18 protein-coding genes are annotated in these 19,409 nt (G+C 69.7%); 15 read left to right on the top strand and 3 right to left on the bottom strand.

What is annotated here, in order from left to right; translation table 11 throughout:
- Positions 1 to 22 precede the first annotated feature (22 nt).
- The 13 genes from ABT352_RS09340 to ABT352_RS09280 all read left to right on the top strand — a co-directional run bounded on the left by ABT352_RS09340 (position 23) and on the right by ABT352_RS09280 (position 13,288).
- Positions 23 to 391 carry a hypothetical protein gene (locus tag ABT352_RS09340; RefSeq protein WP_350943838.1) on the top strand — a complete coding sequence of 123 codons (369 nt, stop codon included), beginning with the start codon at positions 23 to 25 and terminating at the stop codon, positions 389 to 391.
- Between the two features lie 149 nt (positions 392 to 540).
- On the top strand, positions 541 to 699 hold the full coding sequence (locus ABT352_RS09335; protein WP_350943836.1) for a hypothetical protein: 159 nt from the start codon (positions 541 to 543) through the stop codon (positions 697 to 699).
- A gap of 74 nt (positions 700 to 773) precedes the next feature.
- Complete coding sequence (locus ABT352_RS09330) at positions 774 to 2,072, top strand: SidA/IucD/PvdA family monooxygenase (RefSeq protein ID WP_350943834.1); 1,299 nt, start codon at positions 774 to 776, stop codon at positions 2,070 to 2,072.
- Positions 2,073 to 2,112: 40 nt separating this feature from the next.
- Entirely contained in the window at positions 2,113 to 2,478 is a 366-nt protein-coding gene (locus ABT352_RS09325; protein WP_350943832.1) for a cupin domain-containing protein, read from the top strand.
- Positions 2,475 to 4,010: a class I tRNA ligase family protein gene (locus ABT352_RS09320; protein ID WP_350943830.1), complete on the top strand. Its 1,536-nt coding sequence runs from the start codon at positions 2,475 to 2,477 to the stop codon at positions 4,008 to 4,010. The genes ABT352_RS09325 and ABT352_RS09320 overlap by 4 nt, the downstream gene beginning before the upstream one ends.
- 11 nt (positions 4,011 to 4,021) lie before the next feature.
- On the top strand, positions 4,022 to 5,266 hold the full coding sequence (locus ABT352_RS09315) for an ATP-grasp domain-containing protein (RefSeq protein ID WP_350943828.1): 1,245 nt from the start codon (positions 4,022 to 4,024) through the stop codon (positions 5,264 to 5,266).
- Positions 5,263 to 6,111, top strand: a complete 849-nt coding sequence (ddaH, locus tag ABT352_RS09310; protein ID WP_350943826.1) for a dimethylargininase — start codon at positions 5,263 to 5,265, stop codon at positions 6,109 to 6,111. Before ABT352_RS09315 ends, ddaH begins: the two co-directional genes overlap by 4 nt.
- Positions 6,108 to 6,479 (top strand): avidin-fold protein, encoded by a 372-nt coding sequence (locus ABT352_RS09305; RefSeq protein ID WP_350943825.1) that lies wholly within the window; start codon positions 6,108 to 6,110, stop codon positions 6,477 to 6,479. Before ddaH ends, ABT352_RS09305 begins: the two co-directional genes overlap by 4 nt.
- A 2-nt stretch (positions 6,480 to 6,481) precedes the next feature.
- Positions 6,482 to 8,287 (top strand): ABC transporter substrate-binding protein, encoded by a 1,806-nt coding sequence (locus ABT352_RS09300; protein ID WP_350943823.1) that lies wholly within the window; start codon positions 6,482 to 6,484, stop codon positions 8,285 to 8,287.
- Between the two features lie 5 nt (positions 8,288 to 8,292).
- On the top strand, positions 8,293 to 9,684 hold the full coding sequence (locus ABT352_RS09295) for a cation:proton antiporter (RefSeq protein ID WP_350943822.1): 1,392 nt from the start codon (positions 8,293 to 8,295) through the stop codon (positions 9,682 to 9,684).
- A gap of 1 nt (position 9,685) precedes the next feature.
- Positions 9,686 to 10,924 carry an ATP-grasp domain-containing protein gene (locus tag ABT352_RS09290; RefSeq protein WP_350943820.1) on the top strand — a complete coding sequence of 413 codons (1,239 nt, stop codon included), beginning with the start codon at positions 9,686 to 9,688 and terminating at the stop codon, positions 10,922 to 10,924.
- Positions 10,921 to 12,228 carry an MFS transporter gene (locus ABT352_RS09285; RefSeq protein WP_350943819.1) on the top strand — a complete coding sequence of 436 codons (1,308 nt, stop codon included), beginning with the start codon at positions 10,921 to 10,923 and terminating at the stop codon, positions 12,226 to 12,228. Before ABT352_RS09290 ends, ABT352_RS09285 begins: the two co-directional genes overlap by 4 nt.
- A 13-nt stretch (positions 12,229 to 12,241) precedes the next feature.
- Positions 12,242 to 13,288: an FAD-dependent oxidoreductase gene (locus ABT352_RS09280; protein ID WP_350943818.1), complete on the top strand. Its 1,047-nt coding sequence runs from the start codon at positions 12,242 to 12,244 to the stop codon at positions 13,286 to 13,288.
- Between the two features lie 226 nt (positions 13,289 to 13,514).
- Here the strand turns inward: ABT352_RS09280 and ABT352_RS09275 are convergent, their stop codons facing one another.
- The 3 genes from ABT352_RS09275 to ABT352_RS09265 are packed head-to-tail and all read right to left on the bottom strand — an operon-like array spanning position 13,515 to position 15,396.
- Positions 13,515 to 14,180: a hypothetical protein gene (locus ABT352_RS09275; protein WP_350943817.1), complete on the bottom strand. Its 666-nt coding sequence runs from the start codon at positions 14,178 to 14,180 to the stop codon at positions 13,515 to 13,517.
- Positions 14,177 to 15,016: an AfsR/SARP family transcriptional regulator gene (locus ABT352_RS09270; protein WP_350943815.1), complete on the bottom strand. Its 840-nt coding sequence runs from the start codon at positions 15,014 to 15,016 to the stop codon at positions 14,177 to 14,179. The genes ABT352_RS09275 and ABT352_RS09270 overlap by 4 nt, the downstream gene beginning before the upstream one ends.
- A gap of 41 nt (positions 15,017 to 15,057) precedes the next feature.
- Positions 15,058 to 15,396: a hydroxyisourate hydrolase gene (locus ABT352_RS09265; RefSeq protein WP_350943813.1), complete on the bottom strand. Its 339-nt coding sequence runs from the start codon at positions 15,394 to 15,396 to the stop codon at positions 15,058 to 15,060.
- A gap of 252 nt (positions 15,397 to 15,648) precedes the next feature.
- On the opposite strand from ABT352_RS09265, the gene ABT352_RS09260 reads away from it, so the two are divergent.
- Positions 15,649 to 15,798: a hypothetical protein gene (locus ABT352_RS09260; RefSeq protein WP_350943812.1), complete on the top strand. Its 150-nt coding sequence runs from the start codon at positions 15,649 to 15,651 to the stop codon at positions 15,796 to 15,798.
- A 359-nt stretch (positions 15,799 to 16,157) separates the two neighbouring features.
- Positions 16,158 to 19,310 carry an AfsR/SARP family transcriptional regulator gene (locus ABT352_RS09255; protein ID WP_350943810.1) on the top strand — a complete coding sequence of 1,051 codons (3,153 nt, stop codon included), beginning with the start codon at positions 16,158 to 16,160 and terminating at the stop codon, positions 19,308 to 19,310.
- Positions 19,311 to 19,409 lie beyond the last annotated feature (99 nt).

The following is a 19,409-nucleotide window of genomic DNA, read 5'->3' as shown; positions in this document are numbered from 1 at the left end:
ACGCGCGAACCACGGTCGATTCATGTATCTCATCAACGCGCGCCTGCGTGCCCCCCAGATCGAAGGCCACCTGGCCCCGGACGGCGGGTGGATGCCCGCGCGTGAACTCCGCCACCTTCTTCTGGTGCTGGCGGAGCCCGCCGACGGGATAGAGCACATCTACAGCGAGCAGCATCCCGCCGGAATCCATCTCGGTCTCTTCATCCGCAGGCCCACCCTCGACGAGGCCGAGAGCGCCGCGGCCCGGCTGTGCCTGCGTGCCCTGCACGGCGTTCCCGAACTCTCCGGGTGGTCGCTGGTGGCCTGCGGCACCGACCTCGACCTCGCGCTCGGGCGTCTTGAGTCCTTCGACGAGGAGGCCTGTCAGCGTCCTGCCATTGCAGCGCGCTGACAGGCTCCAGGGCTTCCGCAACCAACCGCGATCGCCCAAGAATCGAAGTGTCAGAACGAAGCGGGAAATATCCGGAAATGAAATTCGGAGATCGCCCGCGAAACAGAAAAAGGGCGCCGAGAATCGCCGGTCGAAAGGAAAGAAGAACAATGAGCACCACGGTCCGTCGCATAGCCCCCGCACTCGGCGCCCACTCTCTCACCGCCCTTCTCGTCGCCGCGGCCGTGCCCGGGATGAGGGCCGGCCTCGCGGCCACCTCGGCCCACACCGCGGCCCGCACCCCGGCGGGCGGCGCCGGCTGGCAGTGAGCCGACCAGGAGAAACCCAGAAAACCATTCGTCACGGGCACCGAGCCCGAGAAGTCGTCCGGGAGGCGACCATCGTGAAGCACCAGGAAGTCGAGTTACTCGCTCTCGGCGCAGGGCCGTCCAACCTCGCCCTCGCCGTGGCCCTCGAAGAGCTCGCTCCGGAACTGGCCACAAGAACGCTGATCATAGAACAGCACGAGAACGTGGTCTGGCATCGGGGAATGCTGCTGCCCTGGGCCCAGAGCCAGGTCTCCTTTCTCAAGGACCTGGTCACGTTGAGAAACCCGCAGAGCAGATTCTCCTTCGTGAACCACCTGCACTCCGTGGGAAGGCTCAGTGAATTCGTCAATCTGGGCAGTTTCACCCCGTACAGGACGGAGATCTCGAACTACCTGCTCTGGGTGGCGGAGTCGCTCGCCCAGGTGCGCATCGAGTACGGCCGGCGCTGCGTGGCGGTCGAGCCGGTCATGGCCGAGGACGGCGGCGTCGAACGGTGGATCGTCCGGCTCGCCGACGGATCGACCATCGGCTGCCGCACCCTGGTGGTCGGCGCGGGCCGTGACGCCCACATCCCCGAGGTGTTCGACGAGCTCCCCCGCGAGCGGATCATCCACAGCACCGAGTACAGCCAGGTGATCACCGAGATCGACCACGACGCCCCGCACCGGGTCGCGGTCATCGGCGGCGCGCAGAGCGCGGCCGAGATGCTGTGGGCCACCCACCAGAGCATGCCCAACGCCCAGTGCACGATGATCATGCGCTCCATCGGCCTCACCGGCTACGAGAGCAGCAAGTTCACCAACGAGCTCTTCTACGCCTCCTTCGTCGACGAGTTCCACCGGTCGCGTCCCGAGGCACGACGCCAGCTCCTCGGCGAGATGCACCGCACCAACTACGCCGGGCTGTCGCCGGGCCTGCTCGAAAACCTCTACCGGCAGATCTACCTGGAGCGCCTCGCCGGACAGGAGAGGATCCGGATGATCACGATGGCCGAGATCTCCCGGGCCAGGATCGAGGGCGACGAGATCGTCCTCACCCTCCGGGACAGGAAGAGCGGCGACCACGACGAGCTGACCTGCGACGTCCTGCTGCTCGGCACCGGCTTCGACCGCCGGATGCCCACGCTGATCCGCGACCTCGCCACCAAGGCCGGCCTCGGCGAGATCGGCGTCGATCGCTTCTACAAGCTGTCCCTGCCCACCGGCTCGGGCGCCGCCTGCTACCTGCAGGGCGTGAACGAGGACACGCACGGCATCGCCGACTCCCTGCTCAGCACGCTGGCCAACCGGGCGGAGGAGATCGTCTACGACATCCAGGGCAACAACGCCGCCGCCGAGCTCCTCACGCCGTTCGCCCTCCCGATCGCCTCCTGACCCCTGCCGAGCCTCTCGGAAACCTTCGAGGAGAACCCCCGTGGACCTCCGTACCTTTGACCCCGCCCACCTGCGCCAGGACAACGGGCTGCTCGCCAAGCGGCTGCTGCCCTGGGAGACGCTGAACGCCCCCTTCGAAGGCGCCTGGTGCGTCATCGAACCGGGAACCGCCTCGACCCGGCACGCCCACCACGAATACGAGATCTTCATCGCCGTCTCCGGCGAGGCCGTTCTGGAGAGCGAGGGCGAGAGCAGCCCCTTCTCCGCCGGAGACGTCGTCTACTTCCCGCCCGGCACCGACCACCGGGTCGTCAACGACGGCACCGCCAGCTTCGAGATGTACGGCATCTGGTGGGACCACGACATGACCCGCACGTTCGAGAACCGCCACCAGGAGGAGAGATGACGGAGACGATCGTCATCGCCGCGACGCCGACGCCGAACGGTGACCTGCACGTCGGTCACATGGCGGGTCCCTACGTCGCCGGAGACGTCTACGCCCGCTACCTGCGGGCCGAAGGCCGCGGGGTCAACTACAACACCTGCACCGACGACAGCCAGTCGTACATGATCTCGACCGCTCACAAGCACGGCACCACGCCCGCCGAGCTGTGCGCGACGTCCACCGCCCGCATCCAGCGGTCGGTCGAGGCGATGGGCATCTCGCTCGCCCCGATGCCGCCCATCGACGACGTCTACCGGCGTACCGTGCTCGACTTCGTCACCGCCCTGCACGAGCAGGGCCGGTTCGAGACGCGGACCGTGCGCATGCCGTACGCGGAGAACGCGGGCACCTACCTGTTCGACGGGCTGGTCAAGGGCGAGTGCCCGGCCTGCCTGACCGAGAGCTGCGGCGGGTCGTGCGAGGGCTGCGGCCACCCCAACCACTTCGACGACCTGGGCGACCCGCGCTCGGTCCTCGACCCCGCCGACCCGGTGACCTCGCGCGAGGTCACCGTCCTGGTCCTGCCCATCGAGAACTACCGGGAGGAGCTCACCGCCTACTACGCCGCCCGCGAGAGCACCTGGAGGGGACACAGCAAGCAGCTCATCCGCGAGATCCTGGCCAGGCCGCTCCCCGAGATCCCGATCACGGTGCCCTCGCCGGGCTGGGGGATCGACGCCCCCTTCGCCGAGACGCCCGGCCAGATCCTCTACCCGTGGGTCGAGGCGATGCCCGCCTCGATCTACAGCACCTGGAAGGCGGCCGGCGAGCCGGCGGGCCCCGTCGACCAGGCATGGCTCGCCGAGAGCGGCAACAGCCTCGTCTACTTCCACGGATTCGACAACGTCTACTTCTGGGGCATGGTCGACCTGGTCATGCTGCTCGCCCACGGCGACCGCTACATCACCCCCGACACCAACATCTGCAACGAGTTCTATGAGCTGGAGAACGAGAAGTTCTCCACCAGCCGCAACCACCTCATCCGCGGCGCCGACCTGGTCGCCGAGGTGCCGCGCGACCTCGTCCGGTTCTACCTCGCCCTGACCTGCCCCGAGGACCAGCGGGCCAACTTCACCAGGGAGGGGCTCGACAAGGTCACCTCCCGCAGGTTGCGCGAGCCGTGGAACGCGCTCGCCGACCGCCTCGACGCCCTCGTCACCGACCCGGGGGAGGAGCTGAAGGTCACCGACGCCGGACGCCGCCGGGCCGCGGTGGTCGTCGAGAGGTTCCGGCTCTGCTACGACCTCACCTCGTTCAGCCTCACCCGGGCGGCGGACAACATCGTCACCCAGCTCGCGAGGCTGCTGACCGCCGAGCGCGACGAGCCCGGCGACCTCCTGATGGAGGTGCGCGCCTTCCTCTCCTGCGCCGCCCCCGTCCTCATCGACGTCGCGGCCGAGGCCGAGGCGGCCGGTGTCGAGCTCACCCTCGACACCTCCGCGGAGACGATCGACGCCTTCACGCTACCGCGACTGCCCGGGAGCCCCCGATGAAACTCCTCGCCATGGAAGCACGCCAGAACGCCACCTACTACCACTCCCGCTACCAGCAGGTTCAGGACTACGGCGCCGAACTCTACGTCCTCAACGGCATCGGCACCCCGGACTTCTGGCCGGAGGACCGCTACCGCGTCGTGGGCTCCCAGAACATCGACGACCTCATCACCGAGGCCAAGGAGTGGCACGAGCAGGAGCGCTTCGACGGGATCATCACCTTCTCGGAGTCGGCCGTGACCACGGTCGCGGCCGTCGCCGAGGCGCTCGGACTGCCGGGCGTGGGCGTCGAGGCGGCCAGGACCAGCCGCAACAAGCTGCTGATGCGCGAGGCGCACCGCAAATACGACGCTCCGCACCCCGGTTTCCGCTTCGTCACCGACCTGGAGGCCGCGCTCGGCGCGGCCGGCGACTTCGGCTACCCGGTCATCCTCAAGCCCACCCTGGGTGCCGCGAGCAACTTCGTGTTCAAGGTCGACGACGCCGAGGAGATGGCGGAGCTGTTCCCGCAGGCGCTGGAGGGCATCGAGGGGATGTCGTGGTTCGAGATGGAGGCGCACGGCCTCGATCTCGGCCCGCACGGCCTGCTCGTCGAGGCGTTCCTCGACGGCGACGAGTTCCTCATCGAGGCGGTGGCCTGGGACGGCGAGGTCTACCTCGGCTCCATCGTGGACCGCATCACCGTCGAGGGAGGCACCTTCGACGACGACGTGCACCACGGGCCGACCGCCCTCACCCCCGAGCAGGTGAACGCGGTCCACCGCGTGGTCAGGGCCGGCGCTCACTCCCAGGGGCTGCGCCGCAGCGTGCTGCACGCCGAGGTGCGCTTCCACCAGGGCGAGCCGTACCTGCTGGAGATCGCGATCAGGCCCGGTGGCGGCGGGCTGGACCTCATCGCCGGGATCACCGCCGCGCACAACCCGATCCGCGCCGTGATGGACGTGGCCCGCGGCGCGGCGCCGAGGGTGCGCCACTACCGGCCGACCGGTGTCCACATCACCGCGATGTGCCTGATGTGCGACGCCGGCAAGATCGCCGCGATCGACGTGCCGGAGGAGGTCTCCGAGTCCGAGCGGGTCTTCTTCCTCAAGATCACCGCCAAGCCCGGGGACGTCGTCCGGCGCCCGCCGGAGGGCAACAGCATCCTCGGCTTCCTGGGCACCACCGGCACCTCCCTGGAGGACGCCAGGGAGACGATGCTCGACTACGCCTCCAAGATCAACGTCACGTTCGTCCAGGACGGAGAAGCGTCATGACACAGCTGGCCGAGGAGGCGCCGCAGCGGACCCTGAGGGTCGCCCGCACCCGCCGCTACCTGATGTGCCCTCCCACCCACTTCGACGTCGTCTACTCCATCAACCCCTGGATGAACCCTGGCAAACCGGTCGACGGCGCGCTGGCGAGGCTCCAGTGGGACGGCCTGCTGCGCGCCTTCCGCGCCCTGGGACACCAGGTGGAGTTCATCGAACCGCTGCCCGGCAACCCCGACATGGTCTTCGCCGCCAACGGCGCGACGGTCATCGACGGCAAGGTGCTGTCGGCCAGGTTCCGTCACGAGGAGCGGGCCGCCGAAGGCCCCGCCTACCTGGAGTGGTTCCGCGCCCGCGGCTACCAGACCCGCGAGGCCGTCTTCGTCAACGAGGGCGAGGGCGACTACCTGCACGCGGGACGGTACCTGCTGGCCGGCACCGGCTTTCGCACCGACATCCGCTCGCACCGCGAGGCGGAGAGGTTCTTCGGGATGCCCGTGGCGGGGCTGAGACTGGTCGACCCGCGCTTCTACCACCTCGACACCGCGCTCGCGGTGCTCGACCGCGACCAGATCATGTACTACCCGGGGGCCTTCTCCAGGGAGAGCCAGGGCGTGCTGCGCGTCCTGTACCCCGACGCGATCATCGCCAACGAGGCCGACGCCGAGGTGTTCGGGCTGAACGCCGTCTCCGACGGCCGCCACGTCCTGCTGCCGCCCGCGGCCACCCACCTGATGGGCGAACTGCGCGAGCGCGGCTACGAGCCCATCGGCGTCGAGCTCTCCGAGCTGCTGAAGTCCGGCGGCAGCGCCAAGTGCTGCACCCTCGAACTCCGGGCGGCCCGCTCATGATCGACTACAACGGACGCCGCTTCACCACCGGCGGCGTCCCGGCGGGGGAGGAGCACCCGATCGCCCTGTACCGCCAGGACGGCGACCTGCTGTGGGGCGAGTTCTCCGGCGGCCACGCCCGCCGGGGGACCCTCACCGGGCTCTGCGCCCCCGACGGCACCCTCGACTTCGCCTACACCATGGTCCTCGACACCGGCGCCGTCGTGTCGGGCCACTGCCGCAGCACCCCCGAACTCCTCCCGGACGGCCGCGTCCTGCTCCACGAGACGTGGGAGCGCTACGGAGCCCACGCGAGCAGCGGTGTGTCGCTGCTCGAAGAGATCGACCCCGAGACCTTCGCCCTGCCCCACCAGAGGACTGAGAGCTGATCATGACCCTGAACACCATCGCCCGTCCGAACGTGGAGCGGCCCGTCAAGGGCGGCACGGTGACCTGGGCCTGCGCCCCCGGATTCCCCCCCTCGATCATCTTCCCCTTCACCCCGCCCGAGCGCTTCGGCACCCGCAACCTGCTCGAGTTCCAGATCCTGATGTACCGGCCGCTCTACTTCTTCGGCACCCACGGCACCCCCGAGGTCGACTACGACCTCAGCATCGGCGAGCCCCCGCAGTGGAGCGAGGACGGTCTCACCGTCACCGTCACCGTCAAGCCCTGGAAATGGTCCAACGGCGAGACGATCTGCGCGGACAACGTGCTGTTCTGGGTGAACATGATGGCGGTCAAGGGCGAGCGCTACGGCGAGTACGTGCCGGGCTGCTTCCCCGACAACCTCGTCTCCTACGGCAAGCTCGCCGAGGACAAGGTCTACTTCACCTTCGACAAGGTCTACTCCAAGCGCTGGGTGCTGATGAACCAGCTCAGCACCATCACCCCGATGCCCAAGGCCTGGGACCGCACCGCCGAGGGGCCCTCCGACGCCTCGTACAGCCTGGAGAACGTCGCCGCGGTCTACGACTTCCTGATGGGCGAGAACGGCGGCGTCATCGAGGAGGACAACTCCGACCGGGTGCACTGGGCGACGAGCCCGGTGTGGAGCGTGGTCAGCGGCCCGTGGCGGCTGAAGAGCTACACCATGGAGGGCGTCGTCACCTTCGTCCCCAACGAGCACTACTCCGGGCCGAACAAGCCGCACCTGGACGAGTTCCGGCAGATCCCCTTCATGTCCGACGGGGAGGAGTACCAGAAACTGCTGGAGGGACCGGACGGACCCGACGGCATCCAGGTCGGCTACCTCCCGCTGAGCTTCAGCACCGAGCCGACCGACGACCCCACCAAGGGCGGCCCCAACCCACTGGGTGAGAACTACACGCTGGTCCCGCAGGCGGCCTTCTGTATCCGCTACATCCCGCTCAACTACAACAACCCGACCGTCGCGGGGAAGATGCTCGCCCAGACCTACATCAGGCAGGCGATGCAGCACGCGCTCGACCAGGACCGGGCGGCCCGCGACATCTACCACGGCTACGCCTACCGGCAGGACGGGCCGGTGCCCCGCTACCCGGTGAGCGACCTGGTCTCGCCCACCCTGCAGGGCGCGCCGATCCTGCCCTTCGACGCCGAGCGGGCCCGCGAGCTGCTGGAGGCGAACGGCTGGGACACCAGCACGACGCCGGCCGTCTGCGTCAACCCCGGCACCGGCCCCGGCCAGGCCGGGGAGGGCATCCCCGGCGGAACCAAGCTCAGCTTCTCGCTGAGGTACGCCGAGGGCCGTCCCGCGCTCACCCGGCTGATGGAGCAGTTCCGTGACGACGCGGTCAAGGCCGGCATCGAGCTGCGGCTGCAGGAGGTCTACGGCTCGGTCCTGGTCGCCGAGGACGCCCCCTGCGTCGTCGGACCCGACAGTCCCTGCCTGTGGGAGCTGAGCACCTGGGGCGGCGGCTGGGTCTACCACTACCCGAGCGGCGAGATCCTCTTCCGGACCGACGCCGGCGGCAACTTCGGCCACTACACCGACCCGAAGGCCGACGAGCTCATCGACCGCACCCTGACCAGCGACGACCCCGCCGCGCTCTACGAGTACCAGGACTACATCGCCGAGCAGGTCCCCGTCATCTTCATCCCCAACTTCTCGCTGCGGCTGTTCGAGGTCGCCAACAACCTCCGCGGCTTCGAGCCGATCAACCCCTTCGGGATGATCAGCCCGGAGAACTGGTACTACGTCGAGAACGGTGACTGATCCCCATGCCGATCCCCGCGCCGATCGCCGCGCCGATCGCCATGGCTCCCGTCGCCGTCATCCCCGCCGAGAACCTCATGATCCTCCTGCTGCAGCTCGGGCTGCTCCTGGGGCTGGCCACCGTCCTGGGGCGTCTCTCCGTCCGGCTGGGCCTGCCCGCCCTGCTCGGTGAGCTCAGCGCGGGAATCCTGGTCGGGCCCTCGCTGCTCGCCAACGTCGCCCCCGAGTTCTCCGCCTGGCTGCTGCCCACCGACCCGGCCAGATTCCACATGATCGACGCGGTCGGCCAGGTCGGCGTCCTGCTGCTGGTGGGCCTGACGGGCATGCACCTCGACCTGGGCTTCATCCGCCGGCAGGGGAAGACCGCCGCCGTGATCAGCGGTGCGGGACTGACCGTCCCGCTCGTCCTCGGCGTCGGGATCGGGTTCCTCGCCCCCTCCGAGATGATCGCCGAAGGCGTCGACCACACCGTCTTCGCCCTCTTCCTCGGCGTCGCGCTCTGCGTCAGCGCCATCCCCGTCATCGCCAAGGTGCTGATGGAGATGCGCCTGCTGCACCGCGACATCGGCCAGCTCATCCTGAGCAGCGCCGTCATCGACGACGTGGTCGGCTGGTTCCTGCTCTCGGTGGTCTCCGCGCTCGCCACCGCCGGGGCGCGCACCGGGCAGGCCGCGCTCACCGCGATCGCGCTGCTCGTCGGGCTCGTGGTCGTGTCGGTCCTGCTCGGCCGCAGGGTGGTCGCCAAGGTGCTGCGCCTCGCGGACAGGGGCGGGAGCGTCACCACGATCGCCGCGGTGACGATCATGATCCTGCTCTCGGCCGCCGCCACCCAGGCGATGGGCTTCGAGGCCATCCTCGGCGCCTTCGTCTGCGGCGCGCTCGTCGGCTCCTCTCCTGATCTGAAGGTCGCCAGGCTGGCGCCCCTGCAGACGCTCGTCGCCGCGGTGCTCGCACCCATCTTCTTCGCGACGGCGGGCCTGCGGATGGACCTGACGGAACTGGCCAACCCGGTCGTGCTGGTGGCCGGGATCGTGGTGCTCGCCGTCGCCATCGCCGCCAAGTTCGGCGGCGCCTACCTCGGGGCGCGCATCGCCCGCAGAACCCGCTGGGAGGCCCTCGCGCTCGGCGCGGGCCTCAACTCCCGCGGCGTGATCGAAGTGATCATCGCGATGGTGGGCCTCCGCCTGGGCGTGCTCACCACGGCGTCCTACACGGTCATCGTCCTGGTCGCGGTCGTGACCTCGATGATGGCGCCGCCCCTGCTGCGCTTCGCGGCGGCCAGGATCGCCCCCACCGAGGGCGAGGCCGTCCGCGAGGAGTTCTTCGACACCCTGCAGGGCACCGACGGCGCCGACGGCGCCGACAGACAGCTCGTGACCACCGCCAAGGAGGCGTGACATGATCACCGACACCAGGCCGCTGCTCCTCGTGGTCGCGACGGGAATGCGGCACTACCGCGAATACCTGCTGCGCTCCATCGCCACCGAGTACCGCGTCCACCTCATGGTGACCGCGGAGCCCGGTTGGGAGCGGGAGTACGTCACCGGCTGGACCGTCGTCGCCGACCTGGCCGACGGCCCCGCGCTGGCGGCCGCCGCGCTGGAGCTCGCCGCCCGCGAGCCCGTGCACGGGGTGCTCTGCTGGGACGAGGCGACGATCCTGGCCGCCTCGCACGTCTCGGAGGCCCTCGGCCTGCCGGGCGGCGACCCCGAGATGGTGCGCCGCTGCCGCGACAAGCACCTCACCCGCGTCGCGCTCGACGCGCTCGGCGTCCCGCAGCCCAGGTCGCTCGCGGTCTCCACGCTCGACGAGGCCCTGCGCGCCGCCGAGACGGTCGGCTACCCGGCCATCCTCAAGCCGCGCGGCCTCGGCGGCAGCCTGGGCGTCATCAAGGTCGAGGACCCGGAGGAACTGGCGGAGCGGTTCGCCTTCGTCCACGACCTGAGGGTCCCCGGTGGCGCGACGTTCGAGATCCCCGTCCTGGTCGAGGAGTTCGCGGACGGCCCCGAGGTCAGCGTCGACGCCGTCGTCCAGAACGGTGTGGTGACCCCGCTCTTCCTCGGCAGGAAGGTCCTCGGCTACGAGCCCTACTGCGAGGAGGTGGGCCACTTCGTCGACGCCCAGGACGAGCTGCTGCAGGACCCCGAGTTCTGCCGCGTCCTGCAGGACACGCACACCGCGCTCGGGTTCACCGACGGCTTCACCCACACCGAGGTCAAGCTCTCCTCCAGGGGACTGCGCGTCATCGAGGTGAACGCGCGCCTCGGCGGGGACATGATCCCCTACCTCGGGATGATCACGACCGGGATCGACCCCGGCCTCGCCGCCGCGGCGGTGGCCTGTGGCCGCACCCCCGACATCGCCCCCGAGCGCAAGCTCGTCGGCGGCGTGCGCTTCTTCTACGTCGCCGAGGACGACACCACGATCGAGTCGATCGAGTTCGACGAGACCGGCCTGCCCGCGGAGATCGACCGGGCGATCCCGGTGGTCGCCGCGGGCGCGACCGTCTCACCACCGCCCAAGGGCACCCTGTGGGGGCGTATCGCCTACGCCACCGCGCTATCCCCGACCGTCGACGAGTGCCGGGCCGCGCTGGACGCCGCCGAGGCACACCTGAAGGTGAAGGCAGCCGCATGACCGCCGTTATCGAGAACGAGAACGAACTGTCCGGGACACCCCCGCGCAAGCAGGACGACGGGGTGTTCGTCACCCTGCGAGAGGCCCCGCGCGCCGTCAAGGCACTCCTTTTCGGCGGCTTCATCAGCAGGCTGGCCGCGTTCATCCAGATCTACCTGGTGCTGTTCCTGACCGACCGGGGCTTCTCCGCCACCCAGGCGGGGCTCGCGCTGGGCGTGTACGGTGCCGGCGCGGTGGTGGGCTCGCTGGCCGGAGGCTCGCTCTCCGACCGGCTCGGCGCCCGGGCGGTCACCCTGATCAGCATGGGCGGCTCGGCCCTGCTGATCGTGTCCATCCTCTACGCCCCGACCTACGCCCTGCTGCTGGCCGCCGTCTTCATGGTCAGCACGGTCGGCCAGTTCTACCGGCCCGCGGCCCAGACGATGCTCACCGAGCTCACCCCGAGACACCGGGTCGTGATGATCACGGCGATGTACCGGCTCGGCCTGAACCTCGGCATGACCGCCGCCCCGCTCATCGGCGCCGCGCTGCTCGCCGTCTCCTACAACGCGCTCTTCTGGGGAGAGGCCGCCGCGGCACTGATCTTCGGCGGCATCGTGATGTTCGCGCTGCCCCGGCGCGCGCCGAAGGCCGTGCGCGTCGCGGCCAGGCAGGCCGAGGCGGCGAAGGCGGCGGAGGCGGGGGCGATGGAGGGCCGTTCCGGCTACCTCGCGGTCTTCGCCGACTGGCGCTACAGCGTCTACCTGCTCGCGATGCTGCTCACCTCCATCGTCTACTGCCAGTACACGGCCACCCTCCCGCTGGACATCTCCGCGGCCGGCCTCAGCCTGTGGTGGTACGGCGCGGCCGTCTCGCTGAACGGCCTGATCGTCATCACCTGCGAGCTGGCGATGACGAAGGTCGTGCAGAAGTGGCCGATCCGGCTGACCGCGCTGCTCGGCCTCGGTCTCGTCTCGGTCGGCTACGCCATCTACGCGATCTCCCCGCTCCCGATCTGGTTCATGCTCGGCACCCTGGTCTGGACGCTCTCGGAGATCATCGGCGGACCCACCACGTTCGCCTACCCCGCCCTGGCCGGCCCCGAGCGGCTCCGCGGACGCTACATCGGCGCCATGCAGAGCGTCTTCGGGCTCGGTACCGCGATCGGGCCGGTGATCGGCACCCTGGTGTGGTTCCAGGTGGGGCGCTCGGTGTGGCTGTGGGCCGCCCTGCTCTCCGCGATCGCGACCGTGGCGGGCCTGATCGGCATGCGGGACCCGAACAAGGCCGACGAGTCGCGCACCGCGACCGCCTCGGCGACATGAACGGAGGAGTTACATGATCAGAATCGCCGTCGTGGGCGGTGGGATCGCCGGGGCGATGCTCGCCTGGCGCCTGTGCGAGGTCGTCAGGGGCAGCTCCGTCCACCTCTACACCGGAGAACCGCACAGGAGGGCCGACGCCAGCGCCGCCTCCGGGGGCCTGACCAGGGCCTTCGAGCCCGACCCCGCCCTGTGCCTGGAGGCCGCCGACAGCCTGGCCGAGCTCCACTCGAACCGGGAGCTGCGGGAATGGGCCTCCTACCGGGAGACCGGCTCGGTGTACCTGCTGCCCGGCCTCGGGCCGGGCACCGAGGGCCTGGTCGAGCTGGTACGCAGCCGCCTGCCCGGCTCGATCTCCCTGGTCAGCGGTGAGGAGCTCAGCAGCCGCGGCACGTTCCGCGAACTACCGGAGGGGAGCGTGGCCGTCGTCGAGAAGCGCGCCGGATACCTCTCCCCGAACGCCTTCCGCGACCGGCTCCTGGTGGAGCTCGCCAGGTCGGGCGCCTTCGTCACCGACGGGCAGGTGGAGGGCATCACCGCCGAGGCCGAGGTCCGCCCCGCCGAGGGCAGCCCGGCCAGGTTCGACGCCGTCGTGGTGGCCGCCGGGGCGTGGACCCAGAGCCTTCTCGCCCGTACGGGCCTGTCGGACGCGGGGCTGCGCACCAAGGTGATCCAGTACGTGCTCGGCCCCACCTCGGGCAGGGGACCCAACGCGTTCGTCGACGAGACGTCCGGGTTGTACGGCAGGTCCTACGCCGAGGGGCGGGTCCTGCTCGGGCTGCCGACCGACAGATGGGACATCACCCCTGGAACCGTACCGACCGACCCCGTGCTCACCAGCAGGATCCTCGACGTCGCCGAGGCCAGGATCGGATACCGGCCGGCCGACGGGTCGGTCAAGGCCGTCACCGCGGTCGAGTGCTACCACCCCACGGGAGGGTTGTCACTGCGTCCCCTGGCCAAGGGCGTCTACACCTTCACCGGAGGGAGCGGCGGCGCGGGCAAGACCGTGCTCGCCGCGAGCCGCACGGCCGCGCGAAGCCTGGTCAGGTCGCTGCGTTGAGCGCGGGGACGCGGCCCGTGCGGGTCGCGTCCCCGCCGCTCCGAAGACGGGATCCGGCGGGATCGCCGGTCGTGAGCGCCGCGGTGAGGGGGAGCCCGGTGGGGGCGCCTGTCTCGGCGGCCATCCGGCGGGGTCGCCGGTCGTGAGCGCCGCGGTGCAGAGGAGCCCGGTGGGGTCGCTCGTCTCCGCGGCCGTGTGGCGGGTTCGCCGGTCGCGGCGAGGACTGTCAGGTCGCCGCGGTGAACGCGAGATAGCAGTAGTCGTCCAGCATCTTCGCGAGCGGACGCCCGGGGCGGCCCAGCTCCACCGCCAGCTCCCGCTCGCCGAGACCCGCCTCCTCGAGCAGACGCCGTGCCCAGTCCCGGCCCATCCGCAGGTGCGCACGGTAGGCGTCCGCCGTACGCGCCCCGTGCAGGGCCTCGGCGATGGCCGCGTCCCAGGGCATCAGCGCCCCCGGGCGCAGGGCGTGCAGCATCTTGGTCGCGGCGGTCGGCCCCAGGGAACGGGGTCTGGCCCCCGGAGTCGCCCGCATCGCCGACAGATCCGCGTAACACCCGCCCAGCACGTCGATCTCCGGGTCGCCCAGCGTCGCGAGCGTGGCGTCCTGGCCGGGCAGGTGCTCCCTCCAGCGCTCCCACCAGGCCGCGGTCTCCGCGCCGAAGACATCGGGCTCGCCGTCACGCGGATAGCGCAGCCGGCACCCCCACGCGTTCAACCAGGCGAGCAGTGCCCGGCGATGGGCCGCGAGCGCGGGGTCGACCCGCGGCCCGGTCGCCAGCAGCAGCCGTTCCCATGACCTGTCGGCCGCGTCGTAGCGGGCGAACTCGCCGACCGCCGCGCGCAGGCGTTCCAGATCGGGCCCCCGGTCAAGGGAGGTCGCGGGCATCTTCACCGGTGCTGACCTGTCAGGGGCGGCCGGCTCCGGCCGCGCATGAGCGTGGCCAGCAGCCGCTCGGTGCGCTCGCTCGGCTCCACGTCGAGGTCGGTGCGCAACCGGTGGCGGCACACCTCGTACCAGCTCAGGACGCGGCCGAGCTCGCCGAGCTCGCCGTGCATCATCATCAGGGTCTGGTAGGTGGTCTCGTGGTGGGGATCGACGTCGAGGGCCCTGCGGCACCAGTGCATCGCGGCCGGCCAGTCCTCGCGCTCCAGAGCCTCGGTGCGCAGCGAGGTCAGGGCACGCAGGGCGGTCGCGCGCATCCACTGCCGCTGCTCGTTGATCCAGCCGCCGGTCTCGCCGGAGAGGAAGTCCCCGACGTACAGGTCGGCGGTCCGCTGGAACCACGCGATCGCGGTGTCGTAGTCCTTGGCCACCCACGCGCTCCGGCCTCGGTCGAAGGCACGCTGGAACTCCTCGATGTCCACCCACGCGCTGTTCGTCCGCAGCACGTACCCGTGGTCCTGGTGGAGCAGGGAGAAGCCGTCCCTCCCCTCGAACTCGTTGAGCACCCGTCGCACGCCGTGCACGGCGACCTTGAGCGAGCTGGAGGGGTGGCCCTCCCGCTCCGGCCACAGCACCTCGCGCAACCGGTCCCTGTGGACGAACCGCTCACGGTTGACCAGCATGTACTGAAACAGGGCCCGCGACTTGCCGGCCCGCCAGTGTGAGACGGCCTGCCCGTCGACCTCCAGGCGGAAGTTGCTCAGGCATCGGGCGATGACCGAGGGGGTGCCCTCGTCCTGCCCGGGGTTGTGGGGGCCGGCTTTCGCCAATTGTTGAACGGGCATGTTCGCTTCCCTTGGGAGGACGGACTCCGCCGCTCGCGGACTCACCCGCGGACGCCGAAGCACGTCGAGTACGAGTGTGGAGCCAGCACGACCTGGACCTGATAAGGCATGCGATCGTCGTGCATTCTGAACATGACCGTTATCTCCGGGTAGGAGGTGGTCATGCCGAGCCCGGCGAAATAGTGGTCGGTGGCGAGGATGAGACGATAGAGCCCGCGCTCCATGAATTCGTCCACCCATTCTTTAACATTTCCGTCGATGTCGGTCTCGCCCTCGGATACCGGCTCCCAGCCGTTACCCGAGGCGCGCTCCAGGCGAGCTCGGACACCGGCCGCGGATCGGCCGTAGACGCCGTCAAGTGCCTGCGTGGCGATGCTCATGGTGAGGATACCCATCTTCTGGTTCGGGGCCGCGTGACCCGTATCGCGCGACCTCGGCCCTATCAGGCTCCATGGGAGTGCTATCCGTCCGCTTTCGGCCCGCTATCCATCGGCTACCCGAGCCTATCTTTGCGCCGGATATCGGATCAGAAGAGATCGGATAAGGCGTGGATAGGGGGGCTGTTTACGTTTTGAAGCAGACAGGCGGACAGCAGTGAACGGCCTGCGAGACACGAAGAAGAGGTACAGGAAATGCGGGAATTCGCGAGCATCAACACCCTCCGGATCATCGTCTCCGCCATCGCGGTTCTCGGATGCCTCGGTCTCGCCGCCGTCGTCCCCTCGGTCGCCGACGGGGCCGCGAAGACCACCGTGCTCGCCAGCAACACCCCCTGGGGCTGAAGCACACCCCCACCCGGCGGGGTCGCCGGCGGTGGGAGTTCACCGGAGCGGTCGGAGCCTTCCAGGGCCCGGCCGCTTGTTCATGTCACAAACCCGCACGTTAGTCGCAAGTTGGGCCAGACCTTCACAAACCCCACTGGTTCTCCCATCAGTGACGTTGTATGATCCCGGACAGAACACGTTTCATGCATATAAAATTGCTCGCCGTGATCGCCGGGTTATATGTCCGAAGATCGCGGAGAGGTGGGGGTTGAGTCTATTGTTGCCTGCTTTAAGGCAGCGGTTAGATCCCTGATGTCTCCCTTACGCCAACCGTGCGGAGAATTCCTGGTCAGGCCGCGATTCTGCAAGGAGATTCGGTGGAGTATCGAATCCTCGGCCCCCTGGAGGTCCTCGCCGACGCGCGCCGCCTGGATCTGGGCGCGCCTCGGCAACAGGTCGTCCTCTCCTGCCTCCTGCTGGAGGCCAACCGAATGGTCACCATTGGACGGCTGACGGACGCGATCTACGGTGAGGATCTTCCCAGCACGTCCCGCGCGCAGGTGCAGATCTGTATCTCCTCGCTGCGGCGGCTTTTCGCCGCCAATGGCGGAGCCGACGTCATCGCGACCCACTCCCAGGGATACACGCTGCGAGTCGCCGAGGGAGAACTCGACTCCCAGAACTTCGAGGGCCTGCTGAACCAGGCCCGCCAGGCTCGCGACGACCGCCGGCTGGAGGACGCCGTCAGGCACTATCGGACCGCGCTCGCCCTCTGGCGAGGGCCCGCCCTCGACGGCCAGGAGAGCCGGCTCGTGCAGGCCGCGGTCGGCAGGCTGAGCGAGCGCCGGATCACGGTGAACGAGGACTGCGTCGAGATCGAACTGGAACTGGGCAGGCACCACGAGCTGGTGGGCGAACTCAGCGAGCTCGTCGAGGAACACCCGCTCAGGGAGCGGCTGCGCGGCCTGCTGATGCTCGCGCTCTATCGCTCGGGACGCCAGGCCGAGGCGCTCACGGTCTATCGTCGTGCCCGCCAGACGATGATCGACGAGCTGGGCATCGAACCCAACGAGAGCCTCCAGCAGCTCGAGTACTCCATCCTCACCTCCGACGAGAGCATCGACGCGCCGGGGCGGCAGCAACAGCAGCAACAACAGCAACAGCAACAGCAAACCTCCCAGCGCCACCCGGAGACGCAGGAGGCGCCGGCCGCCCGCCGGACGGTTCCCCGTCTGCTTCCCACCGACATCGCCGACTTCACCGGCCGGATCAAGCTGGTCGAGGCCATCCGCCGCCAGCTCACGTTCGCCGCGGAGGACCGCCAGCGGCTCGCCGTCCCCGTCATCGCCGTCGTCGGCAAACCGGGCATCGGCAAGTCCACGATCGCGGTGCACGTCTCGCACAGCGTCGCCGGACGCTACGAGGACGGCCAGCTCTTCGCCGACCTGCACGGAGGGGAGTCCCATCCGATCGGTTCCGGGCAGGTGCTCGAACGCTTCCTCCGCGCGCTGGGCGTGCCGGGCAACGCGATCCCGGACGGGGTGGACGAACGGGCGGAGATGTACCGCGCGCTGCTCGCCGGGCGCAAGATGTTGATCGTCCTGGACGACGCCAGAAGCGAGAGCCAGGTGCTGCCCCTGCTGCCCGGCAACCCCGAGGCCGCAGTGATCATCACCAGCCGCAGCCGGCTCGCGGGCCTGCCGGGCGCGGCCCACCTCGACGTCGGGCTCTTCGACTCCAGGCAGTCGGTGGACATGCTCTCCAGAATCGCGGGCATCGAGCGGGTGCAGGCGGAGCGGGAGTCGGCGGCCGAGCTGGCGGACCTCTGCGGCCACCTGCCGCTGGCGCTGCGCATCGCGGGCGCGCGGCTCGCCGCCCGGCCGCACTGGACGATCGACCAGCTCGTGGGACGACTGGAGGACGAGACCCGCAGGCTCGACGAGCTCAAACACGGCGACCTGGGCATCAGGGCGAGCATCTCGCTGACGTACGAGAGCGTGAGCGAGGACGCACGCCGCCTGTTCAGGCGCCTCGCCATCCTGGAGTCCCGGCACTTCTCCGGCTGGGTCGCCGCCGCGCTGCTCGACTGCCATCCCTCCGACGCGCAGGACCTGCTCGACGACCTGGCCGACGCCCAGCTGGTCGAGACGACCGACGCCGGGTACGGCGTGCAGAGCCAGTACCGCTTCCACGACCTGATCCACGTGTTCGCCCGCGAGCGTCTCGCCGGCGAGGAGGCGATCGCCGACCGCAACGCCGCGCTGCAGAGAGTGCTCGGTGGCCTGCTCTTCCTGACCGGTGAGGCGCACCGCCGAGAGTACGGCGGAGACTACGTGCAGGTCCACAGCGACGCACCACGCTGGCCGCTGCCGGGACGGCTGGTCGAGAAGCTGGTCATGGCCCCGCTGCCCTGGTACGAGCGCGAGCGGCTGACGCTGGTCTCGGGCATCCGCCAGGCGGCGCAGGCCGGGTTCGTCGAGCTGTGCTGGGACCTCGCGATCAGCGCGGTCACCCTGTTCGAGTCGAGAATCTACTTCGACGACTGGCGGGAGACCCACCAGATAGCGCTGGCGGCCACCCGGCAGGCCGGGGACCGCCGAGGGCAGGCGGCGATGCTCTACTCAATAGGGTCGCTCTACATCGCCGAGCAGCGCTTCGGGGACGCGCGGCGCGACTTCGAGTCGGCGGCCAAGCTGTTCGAGGAGGCCGGGGACGACCTGGGGGTTGCCCTCGTCATCCGCAACATCGCCTTCCTGGACCGGATGAGCGGCCAGCTCGACGACGCGGTGGAACGCTACGATCGCGCGCTGGGCATCTTCCGCGGCACCGGCGACCAGGTCGCCTCCGCCTACGTGCTGCACAGCATGGCCCAGATCAGGCTCGACTGCGACGAACTCGAAGAGGCCAGACGTCTGCTGGGCGAGGCGCTGGAACTCAGCAGGATCGGTGGCAGCCGCAGGGTGGAGGCACAGGTCCTGCACCGGCTGGGCGAGACCTACCTCAGGCTGGAGGAGTTCGCGTCGGCGGCGGAGGTCTTCGAGCAGGCGCTCACGACCGTGCGCAACATCGGCGACCCGACCGGCGAGGCGTACGCCCTGCACGGCCTGGGCATCACGAAGCTGCGCCAGGGGGACCTCCAGGAGGCCGAGACCACTCTCCAGAACGCCCTGGAGGTGGCGGGCACCGCGGGGGAGAGACTCGCCGAGGCGAGGGTCGTGCTCGGGCTCGGTGAGCTGGCGCTCGCGGGCGACCAGACCGAACAGGCGATCGGCCGCTTCCACCAGGCCCTCGGCCTGTTCCACAAGATCGACGCGCCGCTCCACCAGGTGCGCGTCCTGGTCATGCTCACCGCGGCGTACCTCGCCGTCGACGAGGAGGAGGCGGCGCGGAGCGTCTCCGAGGAGGCGCTCGAACTGGCGGACACGATGCCCCCCGCGATCGCCGCCAGGGTGCGCGCCCAGCTGGAGAACCTTCCTTCGCCCGGTCATGCACGCCTGCCCGGCCGGGCACGGAGGGTACCGGCGTCCTGAGCCCCGTACGGTCGAGGGCTCCGAGTTCCTGGGCGCCCCGGGGCGAGGGCATCGTTGTCCTGAACCCGACCGGGGCGAAATGTCCTGAACTCGACCGGG

Origin of the sequence: Streptosporangium sp. NPDC000563, from assembly GCF_040299985.1 — a bacterium.
In the GTDB taxonomy this organism is placed as follows: Bacteria; Actinomycetota; Actinomycetes; order Streptosporangiales; family Streptosporangiaceae; genus Streptosporangium.
This window is presented reverse-complemented; position numbering and strand designations above follow the sequence as displayed.